Origin of the sequence: Pectobacterium peruviense, from assembly GCF_003312355.2 — a bacterium.
GTDB classification, from domain to species: domain Bacteria; phylum Pseudomonadota; class Gammaproteobacteria; order Enterobacterales; family Enterobacteriaceae; genus Pectobacterium; species Pectobacterium peruviense.
This window is the reverse complement of sequence record NZ_CP161826.1, coordinates 4,171,621-4,193,561: the sequence shown is the minus strand read 5'-3', so window position 1 is coordinate 4,193,561 and position 21,941 is coordinate 4,171,621. Positions and strand designations below refer to the sequence as shown.

The 21,941-nt window shown below is 50.0% G+C and carries 21 protein-coding genes and 1 tRNA gene; 15 read left to right on the top strand and 7 right to left on the bottom strand.

Features of this window, described 5'->3' with window-relative positions; translation table 11 throughout:
- Positions 1–66 precede the first annotated feature (66 nt).
- From DUT67_RS18865 to DUT67_RS18855, 3 genes are read right to left on the bottom strand one after another with little or no spacing between them, the layout of a single operon-like run.
- Positions 67–498, bottom strand: a complete 432-nt coding sequence (locus DUT67_RS18865) for a hypothetical protein (protein WP_113632110.1) — start codon at positions 496–498, stop codon at positions 67–69.
- Positions 499–553: 55 nt separating this feature from the next.
- The gene (locus tag DUT67_RS18860) at positions 554–1,006 is read right to left on the bottom strand and encodes a lysozyme (protein WP_113632109.1); all 453 of its coding nucleotides are present in this window, start codon (positions 1,004–1,006) and stop codon (positions 554–556) included.
- Positions 999–1,592, bottom strand: coding sequence for a DUF2589 domain-containing protein (locus DUT67_RS18855; RefSeq protein ID WP_113632108.1), 594 nt, complete (start codon positions 1,590–1,592; stop codon positions 999–1,001). The genes DUT67_RS18860 and DUT67_RS18855 overlap by 8 nt, the downstream gene beginning before the upstream one ends.
- 431 nt (positions 1,593–2,023) lie before the next feature.
- Between DUT67_RS18855 and DUT67_RS18850 the strand changes: the two genes are divergently transcribed.
- The 12 genes from DUT67_RS18850 to DUT67_RS18795 all read left to right on the top strand — a co-directional run bounded on the left by DUT67_RS18850 (position 2,024) and on the right by DUT67_RS18795 (position 15,259).
- Positions 2,024–2,638, top strand: coding sequence for a response regulator transcription factor (locus tag DUT67_RS18850; RefSeq protein ID WP_048258714.1), 615 nt, complete (start codon positions 2,024–2,026; stop codon positions 2,636–2,638).
- A 310-nt stretch (positions 2,639–2,948) separates the two neighbouring features.
- A tRNA-Met gene (locus DUT67_RS18845) sits at positions 2,949–3,025 on the top strand.
- Positions 3,026–3,241: 216 nt separating this feature from the next.
- Positions 3,242–3,694, top strand: a complete 453-nt coding sequence (rimP, locus tag DUT67_RS18840; RefSeq protein WP_010279686.1) for a ribosome maturation factor RimP — start codon at positions 3,242–3,244, stop codon at positions 3,692–3,694.
- Positions 3,695–3,715: 21 nt separating this feature from the next.
- A complete protein-coding gene (nusA, locus tag DUT67_RS18835; RefSeq protein ID WP_048258715.1) occupies positions 3,716–5,245 on the top strand; it encodes a transcription termination factor NusA in 1,530 nt (509 codons plus the stop codon).
- A 25-nt stretch (positions 5,246–5,270) separates the two neighbouring features.
- The gene (gene infB / locus DUT67_RS18830) at positions 5,271–7,973 is read left to right on the top strand and encodes a translation initiation factor IF-2 (protein ID WP_048258716.1); all 2,703 of its coding nucleotides are present in this window, start codon (positions 5,271–5,273) and stop codon (positions 7,971–7,973) included.
- A gap of 74 nt (positions 7,974–8,047) precedes the next feature.
- Positions 8,048–8,446, top strand: coding sequence for a 30S ribosome-binding factor RbfA (gene rbfA, locus DUT67_RS18825; protein ID WP_005971529.1), 399 nt, complete (start codon positions 8,048–8,050; stop codon positions 8,444–8,446).
- Positions 8,446–9,390 (top strand): tRNA pseudouridine(55) synthase TruB, encoded by a 945-nt coding sequence (truB, locus tag DUT67_RS18820; protein ID WP_113626300.1) that lies wholly within the window; start codon positions 8,446–8,448, stop codon positions 9,388–9,390. Before rbfA ends, truB begins: the two co-directional genes overlap by 1 nt.
- A gap of 123 nt (positions 9,391–9,513) precedes the next feature.
- Positions 9,514–9,783, top strand: a complete 270-nt coding sequence (rpsO, locus tag DUT67_RS18815) for a 30S ribosomal protein S15 (protein ID WP_010279698.1) — start codon at positions 9,514–9,516, stop codon at positions 9,781–9,783.
- Between the two features lie 250 nt (positions 9,784–10,033).
- A complete protein-coding gene (pnp, locus tag DUT67_RS18810; protein ID WP_048258718.1) occupies positions 10,034–12,154 on the top strand; it encodes a polyribonucleotide nucleotidyltransferase in 2,121 nt (706 codons plus the stop codon).
- Positions 12,155–12,291: 137 nt separating this feature from the next.
- A complete protein-coding gene (gene nlpI, locus DUT67_RS18805) occupies positions 12,292–13,176 on the top strand; it encodes a lipoprotein NlpI (protein WP_113632107.1) in 885 nt (294 codons plus the stop codon).
- A 105-nt stretch (positions 13,177–13,281) separates the two neighbouring features.
- Positions 13,282–13,359 (top strand): protein YrbN, encoded by a 78-nt coding sequence (yrbN, locus tag DUT67_RS18800; protein WP_101749494.1) that lies wholly within the window; start codon positions 13,282–13,284, stop codon positions 13,357–13,359.
- The gene (locus tag DUT67_RS18795) at positions 13,352–15,259 is read left to right on the top strand and encodes a DEAD/DEAH family ATP-dependent RNA helicase (protein ID WP_113626299.1); all 1,908 of its coding nucleotides are present in this window, start codon (positions 13,352–13,354) and stop codon (positions 15,257–15,259) included. Before yrbN ends, DUT67_RS18795 begins: the two co-directional genes overlap by 8 nt.
- A 112-nt stretch (positions 15,260–15,371) precedes the next feature.
- On the opposite strand, the gene DUT67_RS18790 is transcribed toward DUT67_RS18795, so the two are convergent.
- The 3 genes from DUT67_RS18790 to DUT67_RS18780 all read right to left on the bottom strand — a co-directional run bounded on the left by DUT67_RS18790 (position 15,372) and on the right by DUT67_RS18780 (position 18,431).
- A complete protein-coding gene (locus DUT67_RS18790; protein WP_113626528.1) occupies positions 15,372–16,379 on the bottom strand; it encodes a luciferase-like monooxygenase in 1,008 nt (335 codons plus the stop codon).
- 166 nt (positions 16,380–16,545) lie between these two features.
- Entirely contained in the window at positions 16,546–17,424 is an 879-nt protein-coding gene (locus DUT67_RS18785; RefSeq protein ID WP_113626298.1) for a U32 family peptidase, read from the bottom strand.
- A gap of 11 nt (positions 17,425–17,435) precedes the next feature.
- Positions 17,436–18,431 carry a peptidase U32 family protein gene (locus tag DUT67_RS18780; protein ID WP_113626297.1) on the bottom strand — a complete coding sequence of 332 codons (996 nt, stop codon included), beginning with the start codon at positions 18,429–18,431 and terminating at the stop codon, positions 17,436–17,438.
- A 354-nt stretch (positions 18,432–18,785) separates the two neighbouring features.
- Between DUT67_RS18780 and DUT67_RS18775 the strand changes: the two genes are divergently transcribed.
- Both DUT67_RS18775 and DUT67_RS18770 read left to right on the top strand, forming a co-directional pair.
- Entirely contained in the window at positions 18,786–19,310 is a 525-nt protein-coding gene (locus DUT67_RS18775) for an SCP2 domain-containing protein (RefSeq protein ID WP_113626296.1), read from the top strand.
- A complete protein-coding gene (locus tag DUT67_RS18770) occupies positions 19,304–19,846 on the top strand; it encodes a GNAT family N-acetyltransferase (protein ID WP_048258726.1) in 543 nt (180 codons plus the stop codon). Before DUT67_RS18775 ends, DUT67_RS18770 begins: the two co-directional genes overlap by 7 nt.
- On the opposite strand, the gene DUT67_RS18765 is transcribed toward DUT67_RS18770, so the two are convergent.
- Positions 19,830–20,141 carry a GIY-YIG nuclease family protein gene (locus DUT67_RS18765; RefSeq protein ID WP_113626295.1) on the bottom strand — a complete coding sequence of 104 codons (312 nt, stop codon included), beginning with the start codon at positions 20,139–20,141 and terminating at the stop codon, positions 19,830–19,832. The two genes, DUT67_RS18770 and DUT67_RS18765, sit on opposite strands and share 17 nt — an antisense overlap.
- A gap of 920 nt (positions 20,142–21,061) precedes the next feature.
- Here DUT67_RS18765 and deoC point away from each other — a divergent pair.
- Positions 21,062–21,841 (top strand): deoxyribose-phosphate aldolase, encoded by a 780-nt coding sequence (deoC, locus tag DUT67_RS18760; RefSeq protein ID WP_113632106.1) that lies wholly within the window; start codon positions 21,062–21,064, stop codon positions 21,839–21,841.
- The last annotated feature ends 100 nt before the right edge of the window (positions 21,842–21,941 follow it).

Genomic DNA, 21,941 nt, shown 5'->3' with positions numbered 1-21,941 from the left:
ATGATAACAGGAAGGCTGAGAGGCGCCTTCCTGTTATGTGGACGACTTACGGTTGAGGAGAGGTGATTAACGGTCTGATGAGTTTTTGTCATCGGGCGTTTTTTCCCGAGCCTCATTGATCGAATGAACACCTTTCGTTGCTTGTTTTATTTCCGATGCGACATCCAGGATATCGCTATTCTCCCGATAGCTGAAGAAATTTGCCAGCAACGTAACCAGGCCTACGCTAATAGCACCAACCAGATAACCTAATCCTATTGCGTTCTCCATTTTACTGATATTAACGTGCAGCAATTCGGCGATGATTCCTACCAGTGAAAAGGCCGCTGAAATACTGATGATAATAATAATTAAGGCAGCGACAAACTTGTCGTAATTATCCAGTTTTTGTGGCCGCCAAAAGAAAGAAATACTGAGGCCACCGAATAATCCTGCAACTGATGCAATAATATCACTGATCAGAATGTCATAAATGATAGGGATTTCTGAAGTATCCATAATATATCCACAATGATTTTCTCTATGAAATGGCGAATTTAAAATAGTAGTTTGGCTAGACGGCCTGTAGGAAAAGTGCTTCTTCTGCTTTTCTACGGCGCAGGAGTCCTTCCACGACTTGCTCACCATCTTTGTCCCAGCGTGGAAATTGATCGGCAGCGGCGCTATAGTTGCCCTGATTAAGCAGGCGTAATAATGTCGATTCTGCCAGGTTTTCTACTCCCAGGTTGTAAGTAAATGAAGTTAATGCACCAAATTGATTTCCATTGAGATCAACTTTTACGTGCTTTTGAACCCCATTTTCCGCTGTTTTTAAGTCTTGACGTAATAGAGATTCAGCCTCCTGAGAGGTGATTCCATTATCAAAATTCTCATTTGGTAGTATTAAATGTCCATATCCAATGGTCCATCTGCCTGCTGTATCAAGATACTTTGTTAATCTCAATCCTTCAAAGCTCTTAATCAAATTAAGGCCAGCCTCGTTGATTGTATCTGGAATGTTAGCCATTGTTTTTTTCCTCTTGGGTTATTCGGGGGAGAACAAGATTGGTATACTCATCAATTAACCGCATGATGCTTTCTGGTGGTTCGATCGAAGTGAACTGCATTTCTATATCGACGTGTTGACTATTTCGTCCCTTTTTCTCTTTGCCTGAAGGTGAAATGCTGACGTGAAAGTTACTAACGTTATAATCGTCTAAAGGGGAGGCTATTTCGTCCTTGCTGACTGAATCGGTTCTCACCGTCATCTGCACTTTCATTTTTTCCAGCATCAATCCCCTTGGACTAGAAAGGGCGACCAGCGGTAGTTCGACGTGGTGGCGAGAATCGAGCTGAATTGTAATTGTCTTTGGGGTTAACGTGCCATTCGCATCACGTTCAAAAAAAGGATCGAGCGTTTGTTGATATTGGTGGGCAATAAATTGATTGGCGGCGGTAGCTGCGTGCTGCATGCCACGAGCAATGTCTGCTAGTGTCATTGCCTTTGATGATGTAACGTGATTATTCAATGTGGCGTGATTGTTTTTCTCTTGGCTATTATCAACACTATCTGGTTTTTTATTTTTTCCCGTGATCCAATTTTTGAATGACATTCTCTCACCTTATCTTATTTTTTCAGTTGCTAAACGCAAATAATCTGAAGGGAAATAAATAATAATTTGAGAAAACGTTAACAACTAATGAAAGGGAAACATATCCGTCATTGTGTTGGATATAGAATGAAATGTGTCATAGGCCATTTTTCTACGAATTGATAATTCATTGCGTTAATCTTTATGTGTTTATGAAATGATTACATCATTATAATTTATTTTGAGGTACCATTATTATTGGTAATGGTATTCCTCCGTGGTTTCTTATCTGAAATTATCATGTCAGTATGCGCTAATAGATATGAAAATGTCCATAAGGTAAACGGCGTATGCCAAATAGCGTGACATTGTTTTTTCAAGATAGGCTAAAACTTCTTAGAGGATTTTTTTAAATATAGCATTTTAAAATAAATGTAAATGGAGATTGCACAGTGAATGTTGTTATTATCGATAAATCCCCTATTTTTATTCATGGTCTATCTGTTGGGCTGAATGATTTCATGCGTGATGTTAATATTGTTGGCGTAAATGATATTGACAATGTATGGCCTTGCCTTGAGGGGATGAACAACGCTTTTATTTTACTAAATTGTAATAAAGAAAATGGACAGTACAGCCTTTTTCTTGAAACTCTTCATGAGAAATATGTTGGTGTCAGCGTGATTATTATGGTTGATGTTATTGAAAAGCATGTTTTGAATAATTACCTGAAACACCATGTTATGGGCGTCATTCTTAAAACATCACCCGTTGATTCGATTGCTCAGGCATTAAAAACAGTGTCGATGGGGATGGTCTGTCTGCCGGATGATGGGGTGGTCTATGAAGGGTGGAGTGTAGATAACAGCGTAAAAGGCAAACTCAGTGAAAGACAGCATGAGGTTTTGCAACTGATTGCATCAGGTGCTTCTAATAAACAAATTAGTCGGACATTAAACATCAGCGCAGGAACCGTGAAGTCACATTTGGAGTCGATTTTCAGACGACTTAATGTGCGTAACAGAACGCAGGCTGCGATCGTGTTGTTAGAAGAAGAACGAAGATAAGTTTTATTTATTGCATCATTTAGATTTAGTTATTGTTTGATTTAAGCATCAGGGAATCTTCATCGCATTATCTCTTTCTGCCGCCCTTGGCAGTAGGTCTTTCCTCAATGGTTGACCAGCTTTGTGGCTAACGTGACGATACAAGATCTGCCCACAAAACGTGGAGTGCAATTGCGCGATGGCCGCGACCAGGCGACCCGCGTTTGTTGACAAAAGAACGCATTCCGCGTATAAAAATCGGCTTCGAACCAATCCTATGGATGACTTGCATTTATGCAGTTGTCAGCGTAGTATTTGCCACGTTTTCGGACGCGGGGTGGAGCAGCTTGGTAGCTCGTCGGGCTCATAACCCGAAGGTCGTCGGTTCAAATCCGGCCCCCGCAACCACTTAACTTCCAGTAAAGTGTTTTTTCAAATACGTTCTTCACTCAATTTCTATCTCTTTTTGCAGTGATTTTTGAAAAAATCCTTCACCGAAGTTATGCCGCGTTGTCAGCGGTATTAGGGTCCAGTTGCATAAAGCCCCGATTTATCGGGGTTTTTTGTTATTTGGCAACAAACAACTGGGCTATTAGGCCCTTTTTTTATGTCTTGGGGGTGGACTTGTCCACATTAGAGCAAAAATTAACAGAGATGATTTCAGCACCCGTTGCCGCATTAGGCTACGAATTGGTTGGGATTGAGTTCATCCGCAGTCGCCAATCGACGCTGCGTATCTATATTGATAGTGAAGATGGGATCACTGTTGATGATTGTGCTGATGTCAGCCACCAGGTCAGTGCGGTATTGGACGTAGAAGATCCAATCACTGTCGCCTATAACCTGGAAGTTTCGTCTCCAGGGCTTGAGCGTCCCTTATTCACGGCGGCACATTATCTGCATTTCGTCGGTGAAGAGGTGACAGTGGTGCTGCGTATGGCAGTCCAGAATCGCCGTAAATGGTTGGGTGTGATCAAAGCTGTTGACGGCGAAATGATCACCATAACAGTGGAAGGCAAAGATGAAGTATTCGCGCTGAGCAACATTCAGAAAGCGAATCTTGTACCCCACTTTTAAAGTTTGGATGAGGCAACTAGGATGAACAAAGAGATTCTGGCTGTTGTTGAAGCAGTTTCCAATGAGAAATCCCTTCCGCGCGAGAAGATTTTTGAAGCGTTGGAAACCGCACTGGCGACAGCGACCAAGAAAAAATATGAGCAGGAAATTGATGTGCGCGTCAGTATCGATCGCAAAACGGGCGATTTTGATACCTTCCGTCGTTGGTTAGTGGTGAATGAAGTCACTCAGCCAACTCGCGAAATTACACTTGATGCCGCCCAATTTGAAGATCCTTCGCTTGATGTTGGCGGTTACGTTGAAGATCAAATCGAATCCGTAACCTTTGACCGCATCACGACGCAAACGGCAAAACAGGTTATCGTACAGAAAGTTCGTGAAGCTGAACGTGCGATGGTTGTTGATCAGTTCCGTGAACAAGAAGGCGAAATTATCACCGGTGTCGTGAAGAAGGTGAACCGTGATAATATTTCGCTCGAAGTCAGACCTATTGATGGTTCGAACACCAGTGCAGAAGCGGTAATTGGCCGTGAAGATATGCTGCCTCGTGAAAACTTCCGCCCTGGCGACCGTATTCGTGGCGTACTGTACTCTGTTCGTCCTGAAGCTCGCGGTGCTCAACTGTTTGTCAGCCGTTCCCGTCCGGAAATGCTGGTTGAACTCTTCCGCATTGAAGTGCCAGAAATCGGTGAAGAAGTTATCGAGATTAAGGCAGCGGCCCGCGATCCGGGTTCACGTGCGAAAATTGCAGTGAAGACGAATGACAAGCGTATCGATCCTGTCGGTGCTTGTGTTGGTATGCGCGGTGCACGTGTACAGGCTGTCTCCAGTGAACTGGGCGGCGAGCGTATTGACATCATTCTGTGGGATGATAATCCTGCGCAGTTTGTGATCAATGCAATGGCACCTGCCGATGTGGTATCGATCGTGGTTGATGAAGATACCTACACGATGGATATCGCCGTTGAGTCGAGCAATCTGGCTCAGGCGATTGGTCGAAACGGGCAGAACGTCCGTCTGGCTTCCCAACTGTTGAAACAGCATCGTTCAGACGATCGTTGGGAACTGAACGTGATGACAGTGGAAGATCTTCAAGCCAAGCATCAGGCCGAAGCACATGCTGCAATCGACGTCTTTACCAAGCACCTTGATATTGACGAAGAGTTTGCCACTGTGCTGGTTGAAGAAGGTTTCTCCTCACTTGAAGAACTGGCCTATGTGCCAATCAAGGAACTGTTGGCCATCGAAGGCCTTGATGAAGAAACCGTTGAAGCATTGCGTGAGCGTGCTAAAGCTGCATTAACAACGCTGGCACTGGCGCATGAAGAGAGCCTTGGTGACGGTCAACCTGCTGAAGACTTGCTTAGCTTGCCTGGGCTGTCGCGTGAGTTGGCGTTCAAGCTTGCTGCGATCGGTGTTTGTACGCTGGAAGATCTTGCTGAACAGGGCGTTGACGACCTGACAGATATTGAAGAGCTCAATGATGAGCAAGCGGGCGAATTGATTATGGCCGCACGTAATATCTGTTGGTTTGGCGACGACAACGAATAACGAACTGTAGCAGGAAAGGAACAGCATGACAGATGTAACCGTAAAATCGCTGGCCGCAGAGATTCAAACTCCGGTTGACCGCCTGGTACAGCAGTTTGCTGATGCGGGAATGACCAAGTCTGCATCGGACTCTGTGACCCAGCATGAAAAAGAAACGTTATTAGCGCATTTGAACCGCGATCGCGGTAATGCGCCGAGTAAATTGACGCTGCAACGCAAAACGCGCAGCACGTTAAATGTCCCTAGCACCGGCGGTAAAAGTAAGTCGGTGCAGATCGAAGTCCGCAAGACACGCACTTATGTAAAACGCGATCCGATTGAGGCCCAACAGGCTGAAGAGGAAGAGCAGGCACGGCGTGAAGCGGAAGAACAGGCACAACGTGCCGCTGAAGAGCAGGCTAAACGCGAGGCCGATCTGCGCGAAGCCGCTGAGAAAGCGAAGCGTGCTGCCGACGAGCAAGCCAAACGTGAAGCCGCTGAAAAAGCTAAGCGTGATGTAGCGGAAAAAGAAAAAGTGACGAACCAACAAAACGAAAATATGACCAAGCCGGCTCAGTCTGAGAAAGCGAAACGCGAAGCGGAAGCTGCCGAACTTAAGCGTAAAGCAGAAGAAACTGCACGTCTTAAAGTTGAAGAAGAAGCGCGTCGTATTGCTGAAGAAGCTCGCCGTATGGCTGAAGAAAACGCCGGGCGTTGGGAAGCGGAAAGCGCGACTAAACCTGAAGAATCTGCCGATTATCACGTGACGACGTCTCATCATGCCCGTGAAGCGGAAGATGAAAACGACCGTCAGGTTGAAGGTGAACGCCGTACACGCACCCGTGCTGCTAAAGTAACCAAGCAGAAGAAAGGCAATCGCCAATCTGAGTCCAAAGCTGACCGCGAAGAAGCGCGTGCCGTTACCCGTGGCGGTAAAGGCAAGCGTAAGCCAAGCTCACTGCAACAGAGCTTCAATAAGCCTGTTCAGGCGGTTAACCGCGATGTTGTAATTGGTGAAACCGTTACCGTAGCTGAACTGGCTAACAAAATGGCCGTTAAAGGCTCTCAGGTCATCAAAACGATGATGAAGCTGGGTGCGATGGCAACCATCAACCAGGTCATCGACCAGGAAACCGCGCAACTCGTTGCGGAAGAGATGGGCCATAAAGTCATCCTGCGTCGTGAGAACGAGCTGGAAGAAGCGGTAATGAGCGACCGTGACATGGGCGTGGCAGCAGAATCCCGCGCGCCAGTCGTGACTATCATGGGTCACGTTGACCACGGTAAAACCTCACTGCTTGACTATATCCGTTCAACTAAAGTAGCAGCAGGTGAAGCGGGTGGTATTACCCAGCACATCGGTGCTTACCACGTTGAAACTGACAACGGTATGATTACGTTCCTGGATACACCGGGACACGCCGCGTTTACCGCAATGCGTGCTCGTGGTGCTCAGGCTACGGATATCGTGGTACTGGTTGTTGCGGCGGACGATGGCGTGATGCCTCAGACAATCGAAGCTATCCAGCACGCGAAAGCGGCTAAGGTTCCGGTTGTTGTTGCAGTAAACAAAATCGATAAGCCAGATGCCGATCCGGACCGTGTGAAAACCGAGCTGTCTCAGTACGGTATCATGCCGGAAGAGTGGGGCGGTGAATCTCAGTTTGTCCATGTATCTGCTAAAGCTGGTACGGGTATCGACGAGCTGCTGGATGCAATTCTGTTGCAGGCCGAAGTTCTGGAACTGAAAGCCGTCCGCAGCGGCATGGCAAACGGTGTGGTGATCGAATCCTTCCTGGATAAAGGTCGTGGCCCGGTTGCAACCGTACTGGTACGTGAAGGTACGCTGAATAAAGGCGATATCGTTCTGTGCGGCTTTGAATATGGCCGTGTCCGTGCGATGCGTGATGAATTAGGTCGTGAAATTACGTCCGCAGGTCCTTCTATTCCGGTAGAAATTCTCGGTATGTCCGGTGTGCCTGCCGCAGGTGATGAAGCTACGGTAGTTCGTGACGAGAAGAAAGCGCGTGAAGTTGCCTTGTATCGTCAGGGTAAATTCCGTGAAGTCAAACTGGCTCGTCAGCAGAAATCTAAACTGGAAAACATGTTTGCCAACATGACAGAAGGTGAAGTTTCTGAACTGAACATCGTTCTGAAATCTGACGTACAGGGTTCTTGCGAAGCGATTTCCGATTCACTGCAGAAACTGTCTACTGACGAAGTGAAAGTGAAGATTGTCGGTTCCGGTGTGGGCGGTATCACAGAAACGGACGCCACGCTGGCAGCGGCATCGAATGCGATTATCCTTGGCTTTAACGTTCGTGCAGACGCATCAGCTCGCCGTGTCGTTGAAGCGGAAAGCTTGGATCTGCGTTATTACTCCGTCATCTATGATTTGATCGACGAAGTGAAACAGGCTATGAGCGGTATGCTGGCGCCAGAATATAAGCAAGAGATCATCGGTCTGGCCGAAGTGCGTGACGTCTTTAAATCACCGAAATTTGGCGCTGTCGCTGGTTGTATGGTGACTGAAGGTATCGTTAAACGTCACAACAAGATCCGTGTACTGCGTGACAACGTGGTTATCTATGAAGGCGAGCTGGAATCTCTGCGCCGCTTCAAAGATGACGTTAGCGAAGTCCGTAACGGCATGGAATGTGGTATCGCCGTGAAGAACTACAACGACGTTCGCCCAGGCGATATGATCGAAGTCTTTGAAACGATTGAGATCAAACGTACGATCGCGTAATCCGTTTTTAGCGACGATGTAAGTGATTCGTAAGGGGGGCCTAGTGCCCCCCGATTTTTACTGGAGGATTTATCATGGCAAAAGAATTCAGCCGCACCCAGCGCGTTGCGCAGGAAATGCAAAAAGAAATCGCCATTATCATTCAACGTGAAGTGAAAGATCCACGCATCGGCATGGCGACCGTATCCGGTGTGGAAGTTTCTCGCGATCTGGCGTATGCCAAAGTTTTTGTGACCTTCCTGAATGATAACGAGCCAGAGCAAGTTAAAATAGCGGTGAAAGCACTGCAAGATGCGTCTGGTTTTATCCGTATGATGATCGGTAAGGCAATGCGTCTGCGTGTTGTTCCAGAATTAACGTTCTCCTATGACAACTCATTGGTTGAAGGGATGAGAATGTCCAATCTGGTGACCAATGTAGTCAGAAACGATACGGAACGTCGTTCTGTTACGGGCGAAGATCAGGAGGATTAATGAGTCGTCCTCGTCGCCGTGGCCGTGATGTACACGGCGTATTGTTATTAGATAAACCGCAGGGCGTGTCGTCTAATGATGTTTTGCAGAAGGTAAAACGGATTTTTAACGCTAATAGAGCGGGCCATACGGGTGCGTTGGATCCATTAGCAACCGGTATGCTGCCGATTTGCCTTGGGGAAGCGACGAAGTTTTCCCAATACTTGTTGGATTCTGACAAACGCTACCGTGTCATTGCTCGGCTTGGGCAACGAACCGACACCTCTGATGCCGACGGTAATGTGATCGAAGAACGTGCCATTGGTTTTTCTGCTACGGATCTGGAGCAGGCGCTGGAGAGCTTTCGCGGTACCACGCAACAAGTGCCATCTATGTACTCGGCGCTGAAATACCAAGGGCGTAAGCTGTATGAGTATGCGCGTCAGGGGCTGACGGTTCCGCGTGAAGCACGTGAAATCACCGTTTACGAACTTCAGTTCATTCGCTGGGAAGGTGATGAACTGGAACTGGAGATTCACTGCTCTAAAGGGACGTACATCCGTACCATTATTGACGATCTGGGTGAACAACTAGGCTGTGGCGCGCATGTGATTTATCTGCGCCGCTTGCAGGTTGCGACCTATCCTACCGAAAGAATGGTGACGCTGGAGCAGCTAGCGGCATTGGCCGAGCAAGCTCAGACGCAAGAACACCCACTGTCGCTGAGTCTTGATCCGTTGCTCATGCCGATGGAAAGTCCGGTTATTGATTTCCCTGAAGTGAATTTGCCGCCCGTTGTTGCAGGCTATTTGAAGCTGGGACAAGCGGTTCAGGCAGCGAATGCACCGTTGAACGGCATGGTGAGGATCACCGAAGGTGACGCGCATAAATTTATCGGAATGGGTGAAATTGACGGCGATGGCCGCGTTGCACCTCGGCGTTTGGTTGTTGAGTATCCGGTGTAAACCCGCCCGTTGCTGCCTTGCTATCGCAGAACGCTGAGGGTAGAATAGCGCGGCTTGACTATTGGGTGGCTGAATTAGAGATCGGCGCCTGTTTTTTTATCTATAATGTTTTGGAGTATTACAATGTCTCTAAGTGTTGAAGCTAAAGCTAAAATCGTAGCAGACTTCGGTCGTGGCACTAACGATAGTGGTTCTACTGAAGTTCAGGTTGCTTTGCTGACTGCGCAGATCAACCATCTGCAAGGCCACTTTTCTGAGCACAAAAAAGATCACCACAGCCGTCGTGGTCTGCTGCGTATGGTTTCTCAGCGTCGTAAGCTGCTGGACTACCTGAAGCGTAAAGATGTAGCACGTTACACCAGTCTGATCGAGCGTCTGGGTCTGCGTCGCTAAGTCTTCTGTGTTTCAGTGGGAAGGGGCCTCTTTTGGCCCCTTTCTTCTAGGAAGCATTAGCAAAACAGAGTAGTGTATTGTTGTTAAATATGATCTTTCATTACAGAGGTTCGCGCGGCTAATGAGAGGCTTTATCTGCATAAGCAAGATAAGGGTTGTCATTAGTCGTGAGGATGTAGTGCAAAGGTCGGGAGTTCACTGGTGCGTTTATCTTGAATACGTGTAACGCGCCCCAGCTAAGGATATTATTTTGCTGAATCCGATCGTTCGTAAGTTTCAATATGGTCAGCATACCGTCACATTAGAGACAGGTATGATGGCACGCCAGGCTACCGCCGCTGTGATGGTAAGCATGGATGATACAGCGGTATTCGTTACCGTTGTCGGCGCTAAAACCGCCAAACCCGGACAAAGTTTCTTCCCGTTGACGGTTAACTATCAGGAGCGTACCTACGCTGCTGGACGTTTCCCTGGTGGTTTCTTCCGCCGTGAAGGCCGTCCAAGCGAAGGTGAAACACTGACCTCTCGCCTGATTGACCGCCCAATTCGCCCGCTGTTCCCAGAAGGTTTCCTGAATGAAGTTCAGGTGATTGCGACCGTTGTTTCCGTTAACCCACAGGTTAACCCTGACATCGTCGCCATGATTGGTGCCTCTGCGGCGCTGAGCCTGTCTGGTATTCCGTTCAACGGCCCTATCGGTGTTGCACGCGTCGGCTACCTGAACGACCAGTATGTCCTGAACCCAACGATGGATGAGCTGAAAGAAAGCCGTCTGGATCTGGTGGTTGCAGGTACAGAAGGCGCAGTTCTGATGGTGGAATCCGAAGCTGAAGTGCTGAGTGAAGATCAGATGCTGGGTGCGGTGGTGTTTGGTCACGAGCAACAGCAGATCGTTATCCAGAACATCAACTCACTGGTTGCTGAAGCGGGCAAACCGAAGTGGGAATGGCATGCGCCAGAAGTTAACGTTTCTTTAGAGCAGCGTGTACAGGCGTTGTCTGAAGCACGTCTGGGTGACGCTTACCGCATCACTGAAAAACAAGAGCGCTATGCACAAGTTAACGTCATCAAATCTGATGTTGTTGCTGCGCTGCAAGCCGAAGACGAAACGCTGAATGCTGGTGATATCCAGGAAATTCTGGGTAACGTCGAGAAAAACGTCGTACGTAGCCGCGTGCTGGCTGGCGAACCGCGTATTGATGGCCGTGAAAAAGACATGATTCGTGGTCTGGATGTGCGTACTGGCGTACTGCCGCGTACCCACGGTTCTGCGTTGTTCACCCGTGGTGAAACGCAGGCGTTGGTTACGGCAACGTTGGGTACTGAGCGTGATGCGCAGAATATTGATGAACTGACCGGTGAACGTACCGATCGCTTCCTGCTGCACTACAACTTCCCTCCGTACTCTGTCGGTGAGACTGGTATGGTTGGTTCGCCTAAGCGTCGTGAAATTGGTCACGGTCGTCTGGCTAAGCGCGGCGTGCTGGCAGTGATGCCAAAGGCGAACGAATTCCCGTACACCGTGCGTGTGGTATCTGAAATCACGGAATCTAACGGTTCTTCTTCCATGGCGTCTGTCTGCGGTGCTTCTCTGGCACTGATGGATGCAGGTGTGCCAATCAAATCAGCCGTTGCGGGTATCGCGATGGGTCTGGTGAAAGAAGGCGACAACTTTGTTGTACTGTCCGACATTCTGGGTGACGAAGACCACCTGGGCGATATGGACTTCAAAGTTGCTGGTAGCCGTGAAGGTATTACTGCGCTGCAAATGGATATTAAGATCGAAGGGATTACCCGTGAGATCATGCAGGTTGCTTTGAATCAGGCCAAAGGTGCACGTTTGCACATTCTGGGTGTGATGGAACAAGCAATCAGCACGCCACGTGGCGATATCTCCGAGTTCGCACCGCGTATTCACACCATCAAAATCAGTACCGATAAGATCAAAGATGTAATCGGTAAAGGTGGTTCAGTGATCCGTGCGCTGACTGAAGAGACGGGCACGACCATTGAAATCGAAGACGATGGTACTGTGAAGATTGCTTCAACTGACGGCGAAAAAGCGAAACACGCGATTCGTCGTATTGAAGAGATCACTGCCGAAATCGAAGTTGGTCGCGTGTATCAGGGTAAAGTTACCCGCATCGTTGATTTTGGTGCTTTCGTCGCTATCGGCGGCGGCAAAGAAGGCTTGGTGCATATTTCTCAGATCGCCGATAAGCGTGTTGAGAAAGTGACTGACTATCTGCAGATGGGTCAGGAAGTGCCGGTCAAGGTTCTGGAAGTTGATCGTCAGGGCCGCGTGCGCTTAAGCATCAAAGAAGCAACTGCGCAAACTCAGGAAGCGGCAGCCCCGTCTTCTGAGGAATAACGACTGTTAGAAAACGGTCTTATGGCACCTTGCCTGATTATGGCAAGGTGCTGCATGTATCGTAAGGGTATGGATGTCCTTGCGTTGAGCGGTCCGGGACAGGATGTTCATCCAATGTTTGTCTTCGGGAGTGGGAAATGAAGCCTTTCTTGCGCTGGTGTTATGTTGCAACAGCACTCATGCTGGCAGGATGCAGCAACACGGATTGGCGTAAAGACGCAGTATTGGCGATTCCGTTACAGCCGACTTTACAGCAGGAAGTGATCCTGGCACGCATGGAACAAATCCTTGCAAGCCGGGCATTAACCGATGATGAGCGAGCACAGCTATTATATGAGCGCGGAGTGCTGTATGATAGTCTCGGGTTACGGGCATTGGCGCGGAATGATTTTTCACAAGCGCTGACGATCCGCCCTGATATTCCAGAAGTTTTTAACTATTTGGGTATCTATTTAACGCAGGCAGGCAATTTTGATGCTGCCTATGAAGCGTTTGATTCTGTACTAGAGCTTGATCCAACTTACAATTACGCGCGTTTAAACCGTGGCATCGCTTTGTATTATGGCGGTCGCTATCTGTTAGCGCAGGATGATCTGCTGGCGTTTTATCGAGACGATCCGAATGATCCTTTCCGTTCGTTATGGCTGTATCTTGTGGAGCGAGAAATCAATCCAGAGACGGCCAAAATTGCGTTGAAGAAACGCTATGACGACGTGAAGAAAGGGCCTTGGGGATGGAATATTGTCGAATTCTGCCTGGGTAGTATCAGTGAAAAAACACTGATGCAGCGTTTACAGGAAGAAGCTACGGATAACACTTCGCTCGCTGAGCATCTCAGTGAAACTGACTTCTATTTAGGTAAGCACTACCTAAGTCTGGGGGACAAGAACACCGCTTTGGCGCTGTTCAAGCTGACGGTTGCTAACAACGTTCATAACTTTGTTGAGCACCGCTATGCATTGTTGGAATTGGCGCTATTAGGCCAAGAGCAAGACGACCTATCAGGATCGGACCAGCAATAGCTGACGAACACTTAATCAGCCTGAAAAAACTTCGGTTATCACCTTCACGGGTGAGGGCTTTTTTGTTCGCTTTTTAATCCAATTTGAGCCGGTTCACACTTTTCAATGAAAATGACTGAAAATTTTCACGACGAGTTATGTAGACTGGCCGCCATGTCTAATGAGGCACGTTTACATGACTGATTTACTTACTTCTTTTTCCGATTTGGGGCTGTCTGCTCCTATTATTAATGCCCTGACCGATCTGGGCTATGAAAAACCATCGCCGATTCAGGCTGAATGTATTCCTCACCTGCTGAACGGTCGTGATGTGCTGGGTATGGCACAGACCGGCAGTGGTAAAACTGCGGCTTTTGCTCTGCCATTACTCAATAATTTAAAACCTGAGTTAAAAGCACCGCAGATGCTGGTGTTGGCTCCAACCCGTGAGCTGGCTGTTCAGGTTGCTGAAGCCTGTAATGATTTTGCCAAGCATATGCATGGCGTTAATGTTGTTGCCTTGTATGGCGGTCAGCGTTATGACGTTCAACTGCGTGCTTTGCGTGGTGGAGCACAGATCGTTGTTGGTACTCCAGGTCGTCTGCTGGACCACCTGAAACGCGGTACGCTGGATCTGTCTAACCTGAGTGGTTTGGTACTGGATGAAGCTGATGAAATGCTGCGTATGGGCTTCATCGAAGATGTTGAAAACATCATGGCTCAGATCCCTGCTACGCATCAGACGGCGCTGTTCTCTGCAACCATGCCGGAAGCGATTCGCCGTATTACGCGTCGTTTCATGAAAGATCCACAGGAAGTTCGCATCCAATCAAGCGTGACTACGCGTCCAGACATCAGCCAGAGCTACTGGACGGTGCAGGGTATGCGTAAAAATGAAGCATTGGTACGTTTCCTGGAAGCTGAAGATTTTGATGCGGCGATTATTTTCGTTCGTACCAAGAACGCTACGCTGGAAGTGGCCGAAGCGTTGGAACGTAGCGGTTACAACAGTGCTGCGCTGAACGGCGACATGAACCAGGCGCTGCGTGAACAAACGCTGGAGCGTCTGAAAGACGGTCGTCTGGATATCCTGATTGCGACCGACGTTGCGGCGCGTGGTCTGGACGTTGAGCGTATCAGCCTGGTAGTAAACTACGATATCCCGATGGATTCCGAGTCTTACGTTCACCGTATTGGTCGTACCGGTCGTGCGGGTCGTGCTGGCCGTGCACTGCTGTTTGTAGAAAACCGCGAGCGTCGCCTTCTGCGCAACGTTGAACGCACAATGAAGCTGGCAATTCCTGAAGTGGAATTGCCAAATGCGGAATTGCTGGGACAACGTCGTCTGGCTAAGTTTGCTGCTAAAGTACAGCAACAGCTGGAAAGCAGCGATCTGGACATGTACCGCGGGCTGCTGACTAAACTGCAACCGCAGGAAGAGTTGGATATCGAAACGCTGGCTGCTGCGCTGCTGAAAATGGCACAGGGCGAACGTCCTCTGATTCTGCCACCGGATCAGGCATTCCGTCCTCGCCGCGAATTCCGCGATCGTGATGAGTCTCGTAGTGATTCACGTGGCGATCGTCGCCGTGAACCCCGCGATGCTCGCGATTCCCGTGAACCCCGTGACGGTGACCGTCCACAACGCCGTGAGCGTCGTGAGTCTGGTGAGATGGAACTGTATCGTATCGAAGTGGGTCGTGATGATGGCGTTGAAGTTCGCCACATTGTTGGTGCTATCGCCAACGAAGGGGATATCAGCAGCCGTTACATCGGTAACATCAAGCTGTTCGGGTCCCACTCAACGATCGAACTGCCGAAAGGCATGCCGGGCGATCTGTTATCACACTTTACCCGCACGCGTATTCTGAACAAACCAATGAATATGCAATTGCTGGGTGATGCAGTTGCACAGCCAGAACGTCGTGGCGGTGGTCGTCCTGCTGGTGCAGGTGGCGAGCGTCGCGATGGCGCAGCTCCACGTCGCTCTTTCGGCGGTGGTGAACGCCGTGAAGGTAACGGTAACGGCGGTGAGCGTCGTGAACGTTCTTTCAATCGCGATGCTGCACCGCGCGCTCCACGTCGTCGTCCTGCTGACGCGTAAGCTTCAATACAGTTTGTTTTAATGCGGACTGTTTCAACGAAATAAGCTGCAATGCAAAACGACCCGTTCACGGGTCGTTTTTTTTGGGCTGCAATAAATCTAGCTATACATGTTAGAGCGTCTTCTGCACATCCATCGCGATTTCAAAAGATTGCAGCCGTGCCTGATGGTCAAAGATCTGGCCAGTGATCATCACTTCATCTGCCTGTGTTTCACGTAAAAGACTCTGCAACCCATGACGGACTTTCGCACGATCGCCGACAATCGACAGCCGCAGTGCTTGCTCCGTGCCAAACTGCTCAGCAGGTGACCCGACCGTGTCGATGTTTTCTACCGGCGCGGGTAACGGGCCAGGTGTGCCACGGCGAAGGTTGATGAACTGTTGCTGCATCGAAGTGAAGAGGAAGCGCGCATCACGGTCACTATCGGCTGCAACCACATTGACGCACACCATCGCATAAGGTTTAGCGTGAGTGGCGGAAGGGATAAATTTTTCGCGGTAGAGGCGGAATGCTTCCAGCAACATATCGGGAGCGAAATGGGCAGCGAAGGCAAAAGGTAAACCCAGTCTTGCCGCTAGCTGCGCACTGTACAAGCTCGATCCCAATAGCCAGATCGGAACGTGTAGACCCTGTCCGGGGACGGCCTGTACTGCCTGACCCGGCTGTGCATCGGCGAAGTAGCGTTGCAGTTCCTGCACATCGCGTGGGAAATCGTCAATATCGGCATTAAGGTGACGGCGCAGTGCCATCATGGTGCGTTGATCGGTGCCGGGAGCACGGCCTAACCCTAGATCGATACGGCCGGGATAAAGTGATTCCAGCGTACCGAACTGCTCGGCGATGACGAGCGGTGAGTGATTCGGCAACATCACACCGCCAGAGCCAAGACGGATGCGTTGCGTACCGGAGGCAAGATAGCCGAGAAGCACCGATGTTGCTGCGCTGGCGATACCGGTCATGCTGTGGTGTTCCGCCAGCCAATAGCGGTGATAGCCCCATTTTTCTGTATGTTGCGCCAGATCCAGCGAGCGATGGAAAGCGTCACGTGCTGTCGCGCCTTGCGGAATCGGTGCAAGATCGAGGACGGAAAACAGAGCGGATTGAGAAGGTGTGGACATAATATGGCTCACTTTGTTGTTCACTGACTCTACCTTGTCGGTAGATGCTAATGCCGTCAGTCAATGATGAAAGTCAGATCAGTATGATGGAATGTCGCGGTTATACGTAGTTCAAAGGTGCGCTTAGGAAGGAAAAGGGCGGTTGGCCGCCCTGATAGGATGTGAGTTATTGAACGAGTTCTAGCCCTGCGACGCGACGCCAGTAGCCGTTACAATCGGCCTGATTTTGCAGCGTTAATGGCATATAGCCTTGTTCGTTGGCGCGGAAGGTATCCAGCATGGCTGGAGTGGTGATGTCGTTTGGCGACAGACGAACAATATCGACCAGATCTCGCATTGACGTCAGCTCGTTGCCGAGGTTGTAGCAGTAGCCGCTTTGCGTCTGGATGCCATTGAGGACAAAGACCTGCTGATTTTCCTGCGATAGCATTTTTCTGCCTTGCGGATAGCTTAGGCAGCAGGTTTCGCATTCATCTTTTGGTCGATCTTCTGAACGGGCAGTAAAGCAGCGGGCGGAATAGGCTAACGGTAAATGGCCATAGCTAAGTACTTCCACTTCAAACTGATGGCGAAAGCCAAGCTCTTCACATTGGTTCAGCAGGTTTTGCAGCCAGTCACGAGAAAGCTCGACCGGCATGCACCAGCGCACCATGCCTTGTTTGTGCAGCACACGTAGGGTGTAGGCGTTGTAGCAGTTGAGCGCGTGTCCGGCGACAAACGGCAGGTTGCGTTCGGCTGCGATGTTGACGGCGCCCAGATCGTTAGCTTCCAGCAAGAACTCGCCATTTTCCACATAACGCCTTAACTCTGTGAGTTCAGACGGTGCCTGTAAGAGTGCCAAGGTAGAGATCACCACCTGCTTGCCGCTGTTGGCGACTTCGCGGGCAACGTTGAACCAGTCCGCCACTTTCATCAGACGGCGCTTGCTGCACACCGTTTCGCCGAGATAAATGATATCGGCGCTGCTGCTCACCGCGGCCTGATAAAACGCCTCGACGTCTTCTTTCGGCCAATAGTAGAGGATATTGCCTAATGCGTATTTCATATGTTCTCCTGCTACTGCCATTTGCGGTGATACGCGCCAAGCGTGGTCTGCGTGCCTTCTGCCACTGCGCCTAATGCATCCATCCAGGACTGAGTGGGTACGAATGTCTCAGGATTGGCGCGGCAGCGATCGATAGCCTGTCGCCACACCTGCGTAATCTGGCTGACGTAGGCTGGACTGCGCTGGCGACCCTCTATCTTCACGGAGGCAATATTGGCAGCCATCAGCTCAGGCAGAAGCTCCAGCGTGTTAAGGCTGGTTGGCTCTTCCAGCGCATGGTAGCGCTGTCCATCGACCAAATAGCGGCCTTTACACAATGTGGGGTAACCGGCGTTTTCATCGTCCTGGTAGCGGTCGATCAGGATATTGTTCAAGCGCGACTCCATGCCGTTTTCCGTCTGCTGCCAGCGTACAAACCGCGCAGGCGAGCAGGCACCCACGGTATTCGGTGATTCACCAGTCAGATAAGAAGAAAGATAACAGCGTCCTTCCGCCATGATGCACAGGCTACCGAAGGCGAAAACTTCGAGCGGTACGGGGCTGGTGCGAGCGATTTGCTTCACCTGATGAATGGACAGCACGCGCGGTAGCACGATGCGTGAGACATCGAAATGACGATGATAGAAGCGGATCGCTTCGGTGTTTGTTGCGGAAGCCTGAACCGACACGTGACGTTCAATGTTGGGATAGCGCTCGGCGGCATATTCCAACATGGCGAGATCGGCGAGGATCAGCACATCGGCGCCGATCTGCGCGGCCATATCTACGGCGCGCTGCCAGCGTTGATAGCCATCCGGGTGAGCAAACGTATTGATGGCGATATGCAGTTTACGTCGGTGGCGGTGCACGTACTCACGTGCTTCCTGTAGTTTCTTATCAGTAAAGTTCAACCCGGCAAAATGACGTGCGTTGGTGTCATCTTTCAGGCCGATATAGACCGCATCTGCGCCATTATCGATGGCAGCTTTCAGTGCCGGCAGATTACCAGCGGGGCAAAGCAGTTCCATACACAATCCTTCATTAATCCCTTCGGGCCGTAGCGGGTCGGTGCGATCAATGATGTTCAGACTGATACCGCTTTTATGACGTGCGTTTTGTCAGCCACCCTTGCGGGTCGTCGTAAGCGATTATTTATCAGTCGATGAATGTTATTAACGATTGGGAATCTTAATTAACCCATCAGGTAAGGACTTTGATTTAAGGCAGTTTATGGTGCTAATCGTCGCGCAAGGACAAAATCTGTTGGGCATAATCGGATAAGCGACTAGATTATTGACATAGACCTCTGCCGCTTGCGGTGGATGTGGCAAAATGTTTGCAGATTATCTGAACAGTCAGATTGCTTTAAGAGGAGTACGCCAGTGTTGGAAAAACTACGAGCGCAGATTGTGCGTCAGGGGCCGAGCTTATTAGGTAAGCCACTCAAGTTCACCCCCTTTGCGCTACAGCGTCAGGTTTTGGAACAGATGTTGGGCTGGCAGTTCCGTCAGGCGCTGGAAGAGGGCGATCTGGCATTTCTCGAAAGCCGCTGGCTGAAAATTGAGGTGCGTGATGTCGGTTTGCAGTGGTTTATGACGCTGCGTGAAGGTCGTCTGGTGGTAAGCCACGATGAGACGCCAGATGTCAGCTTCAGTGCGGATGCAAACGATCTGATTTTGATCGCCGCGCGTAAAGAAGATCCCGACTCGCTGTTTTTCCAACGTCGTCTGCGCATTGAAGGCGACACCGAGTTAGGTTTGTATGTGAAGAACCTGATGGATGCTATTGAACTGGAAGCGATGCCTGCGCCGCTGCGTATTGGTCTGCTGCAACTGGCGAACTTTGTTGAAGCTGGGTTACAGGAGGGCGTGGTGCAAGCAACGAATCACGCGCCAGTATCATGCTAGTTCGGGTGGAAATTCCCGTTGATGCCGCAGGGATCGACAGCTTATTGCGCCGTTCTTTCCCTACGGGTGCAGAAGCAGATCTGGTGCATCAACTGCGAGAAGACGGCTTATTGACGCTTGGCGTCGTAGCAACCGACGATGAAGGTGGCGTGGTGGGTTACGCCGCATTCAGCCCAGTACTGATCGAAGGTGAGGATCGGCAGTGGGTGGCGCTTGCGCCATTGGCGGTAGACGACAGTCTGCGCCGACAAGGCGTGGGGGAGAAGTTGGTCTACGAAGGGCTGGATGCACTGAATGAATTTAGCTATACCGCCGTCGTCGTGCTGGGTGAGCCTGCCTACTATTCTCGCTTTGGTTTCGTTCCGGCGACAGAGCACCAGTTGCATTGTCGCTGGCCGGACAGCGAATCGACGTTTCAGGTCTACCCACTGGCGGACAATCAGGTTGCTGGTGAAGATTCGCCTGAAGGCGAAAGTGGATTTGAACATGTGACCGGGCTGGTTGAATATGCTGAGCCGTTTAACCGCTTTCTCTAGCCGATAGCGTATCAAGACAAATCGTCTGAGGCTGGTCTTGTACCAGCCTTTCTTTTTGGTTTTTGCTCAACTGCTTAATGCGGTATTCCAGCTTGAGTGCATTTGAACGATCGCCAGCTAGACATTGAAACACCAGCGTCAACTCCCCTTTCCCCCGCAGTGCTTTTGCCCCTTTCCCTGCTTGATGTTGATTCAGACGGCGGCTGACATCCGTCGTGATACCCGTGTACAGCGCCCCAGTAACCGTGCGCAGCATGTACAGATACCAGTGGGAGTGTTCGGCGTGTTCGGTCATGGTTTTGTCTGCGGTTTCTCGGAAGCAGTTTTGTTGGCAGTCAGTGTAGGGTGCTTATCTTGTCACGTGAAGTAGCACGTCGCTGTTGTGAAACGGATTGCAACCTTCCGTAGGGAAATAATTTTCTTGCTCTGCTGCGGTTTCCCCCTGTACTTAGGGAGAAGCCGCTATGCTTATTCTATACCCGTCATACTTCAAGCTGCATGTGCGTTGGCTGCGTTACTTGGCACACTTACGTGTCCCTCGCCCCGCAGGGGCCGCTGCAAGCAGCGTTCAAACCTGCCTCTGGCAGATTTGTCAGTCACCCGAATCACTTACTTGAGTAAGCTCATCGGGACTCCTTCGCTTGCCGCGTTACGAGGCCATAAATGGGCCTCGCCCTAAAGGGTCAACGCTTTGCGTTGTTCAAAACGTTAACGTTTTGTCCTGAAACTTGAATTATTTAGGGTATATATATGACTTCAACCAGAAGCATTGGGCGATCTGCGACTGTGTGCTGCCGCCTCTTTATTCATTTATGAAGGGCGGAGCTGGCCGACAAGGCTGTCACTTTTAATTCATCGGATGAACCTTATTCTGGGCAGTATGTGTGATAAAAATCACATATAATCATTATCTATTGCATTTCTCTTACATCAAGTGTGAATGAATGCACAAAATAGTCCGGCATGGCGTGTTCAAATATCTGATATGCCCACGTGTATAAAGCGTTTCTTTCGATATCGTTCTTTCGGTGTTGAAATAATCACAGGATGAAGGGTTGAGGAAGGTTGACTGCGGTGAGAAGGATCTCAGTGCCGCTACAGGTTGTTTCTCCTGAGCGCTATCTTCAAGGAACCAAGTCCGCTCGCCAAACGTGCTGGTTTTACACCAGTTAATGTTCAGGGCCGGTTAGACCGGCTGACGAGTTGGAGAGTTGTATGACCAAACTGACCACGGCCGCGCAACGCGCGCTGGCGCTAATGGATTTAACCACGCTGAATGAAGATGATACGGATGAAAAAGTGACGGCACTCTGCCGTCAGGCAAATAGCCCGGCAGGAAAAACTGCTGCTATCTGTATCTATCCACGTTTTATCCCTCTGGCGAAAAAGATCCTGCGTGAGCAGGGTACGCCGGATATTCGCATTGCGACAGTGACCAACTTCCCGCACGGCAATGATGATATTGACATCGCTGTTGCAGAAACCAGAGCGGCGATAGCCTACGGCGCTGATGAGGTTGATGTCGTATTCCCTTACCGAGCACTGATAGCAGGCAATACGCAAATCGGTTTTGCGCTGGTGCAGGCATGCAAAGCCGTATGTCAGGATGCCCACGTGCTGCTGAAAGTGATCATCGAAACGGGTGAGCTGAAACAGGAGGCGCTGATACGTCAGGCGAGCGAGATTGCGATTGATGCAGGTGCCGATTTCATTAAAACCTCAACCGGTAAAGTACTGGTGAACGCGACGCCGGAAAGTGCAGCGATCATGCTGAAGACGATCCGCGATAAAGGCGTGGGCGAGCATGTCGGCTTTAAAGCTGCTGGAGGTGTGCGTAACGCGGAAGATGCCGCCATCTATCTGCAACTGGCGGACGATATCATGGGTGCTGAATGGGCGAATGCGCAACATTTTCGCTTTGGCGCATCCAGTTTGCTGGCGAGCCTGCTGACAACGCTCGGGCACGCGACAGCAGCCCCACAGGGCAGCTACTAATCACGCGCATACGGCGCACTATTTTATTCGTGACAACATGTTGTTGATGACCGCATTGGTTCACAACAGCAAATGTGCTCACAGCGATAGGCTGCTGAGC

Bases quoted from the DNA above. Each gene is read 5' to 3' on its own strand.
- DUT67_RS18780 (WP_113626297.1), bottom strand. From the start codon at position 18,431: ATGGAACTGCTTTGCCCCGCTGGTAATCTGCCGGCACTGAAAGCTGCC.
- deoC (WP_113632106.1), top strand. From the start codon at position 21,062: ATGACCAAACTGACCACGGCCGCGCAACGCGCGCTGGCGCTAATGGAT.
- nusA (WP_048258715.1), top strand. From the start codon at position 3,716: ATGAACAAAGAGATTCTGGCTGTTGTTGAAGCAGTTTCCAATGAGAAA.
- DUT67_RS18765 (WP_113626295.1), bottom strand. From the start codon at position 20,141: ATGACCGAACACGCCGAACACTCCCACTGGTATCTGTACATGCTGCGC.
- rpsO (WP_010279698.1), top strand. From the start codon at position 9,514: ATGTCTCTAAGTGTTGAAGCTAAAGCTAAAATCGTAGCAGACTTCGGT.
- rbfA (WP_005971529.1), top strand. From the start codon at position 8,048: ATGGCAAAAGAATTCAGCCGCACCCAGCGCGTTGCGCAGGAAATGCAA.
- DUT67_RS18785 (WP_113626298.1), bottom strand. From the start codon at position 17,424: ATGAAATACGCATTAGGCAATATCCTCTACTATTGGCCGAAAGAAGAC.
- nlpI (WP_113632107.1), top strand. From the start codon at position 12,292: ATGAAGCCTTTCTTGCGCTGGTGTTATGTTGCAACAGCACTCATGCTG.
- truB (WP_113626300.1), top strand. From the start codon at position 8,446: ATGAGTCGTCCTCGTCGCCGTGGCCGTGATGTACACGGCGTATTGTTA.
- yrbN (WP_101749494.1), top strand. From the start codon at position 13,282: ATGAAAATGACTGAAAATTTTCACGACGAGTTATGTAGACTGGCCGCC.
- DUT67_RS18865 (WP_113632110.1), bottom strand. From the start codon at position 498: ATGGATACTTCAGAAATCCCTATCATTTATGACATTCTGATCAGTGAT.
- infB (WP_048258716.1), top strand. From the start codon at position 5,271: ATGACAGATGTAACCGTAAAATCGCTGGCCGCAGAGATTCAAACTCCG.
- DUT67_RS18790 (WP_113626528.1), bottom strand. From the start codon at position 16,379: ATGTCCACACCTTCTCAATCCGCTCTGTTTTCCGTCCTCGATCTTGCA.
- DUT67_RS18795 (WP_113626299.1), top strand. From the start codon at position 13,352: ATGACTGATTTACTTACTTCTTTTTCCGATTTGGGGCTGTCTGCTCCT.
- DUT67_RS18855 (WP_113632108.1), bottom strand. From the start codon at position 1,592: ATGTCATTCAAAAATTGGATCACGGGAAAAAATAAAAAACCAGATAGT.
- DUT67_RS18860 (WP_113632109.1), bottom strand. From the start codon at position 1,006: ATGGCTAACATTCCAGATACAATCAACGAGGCTGGCCTTAATTTGATT.
- DUT67_RS18770 (WP_048258726.1), top strand. From the start codon at position 19,304: ATGCTAGTTCGGGTGGAAATTCCCGTTGATGCCGCAGGGATCGACAGC.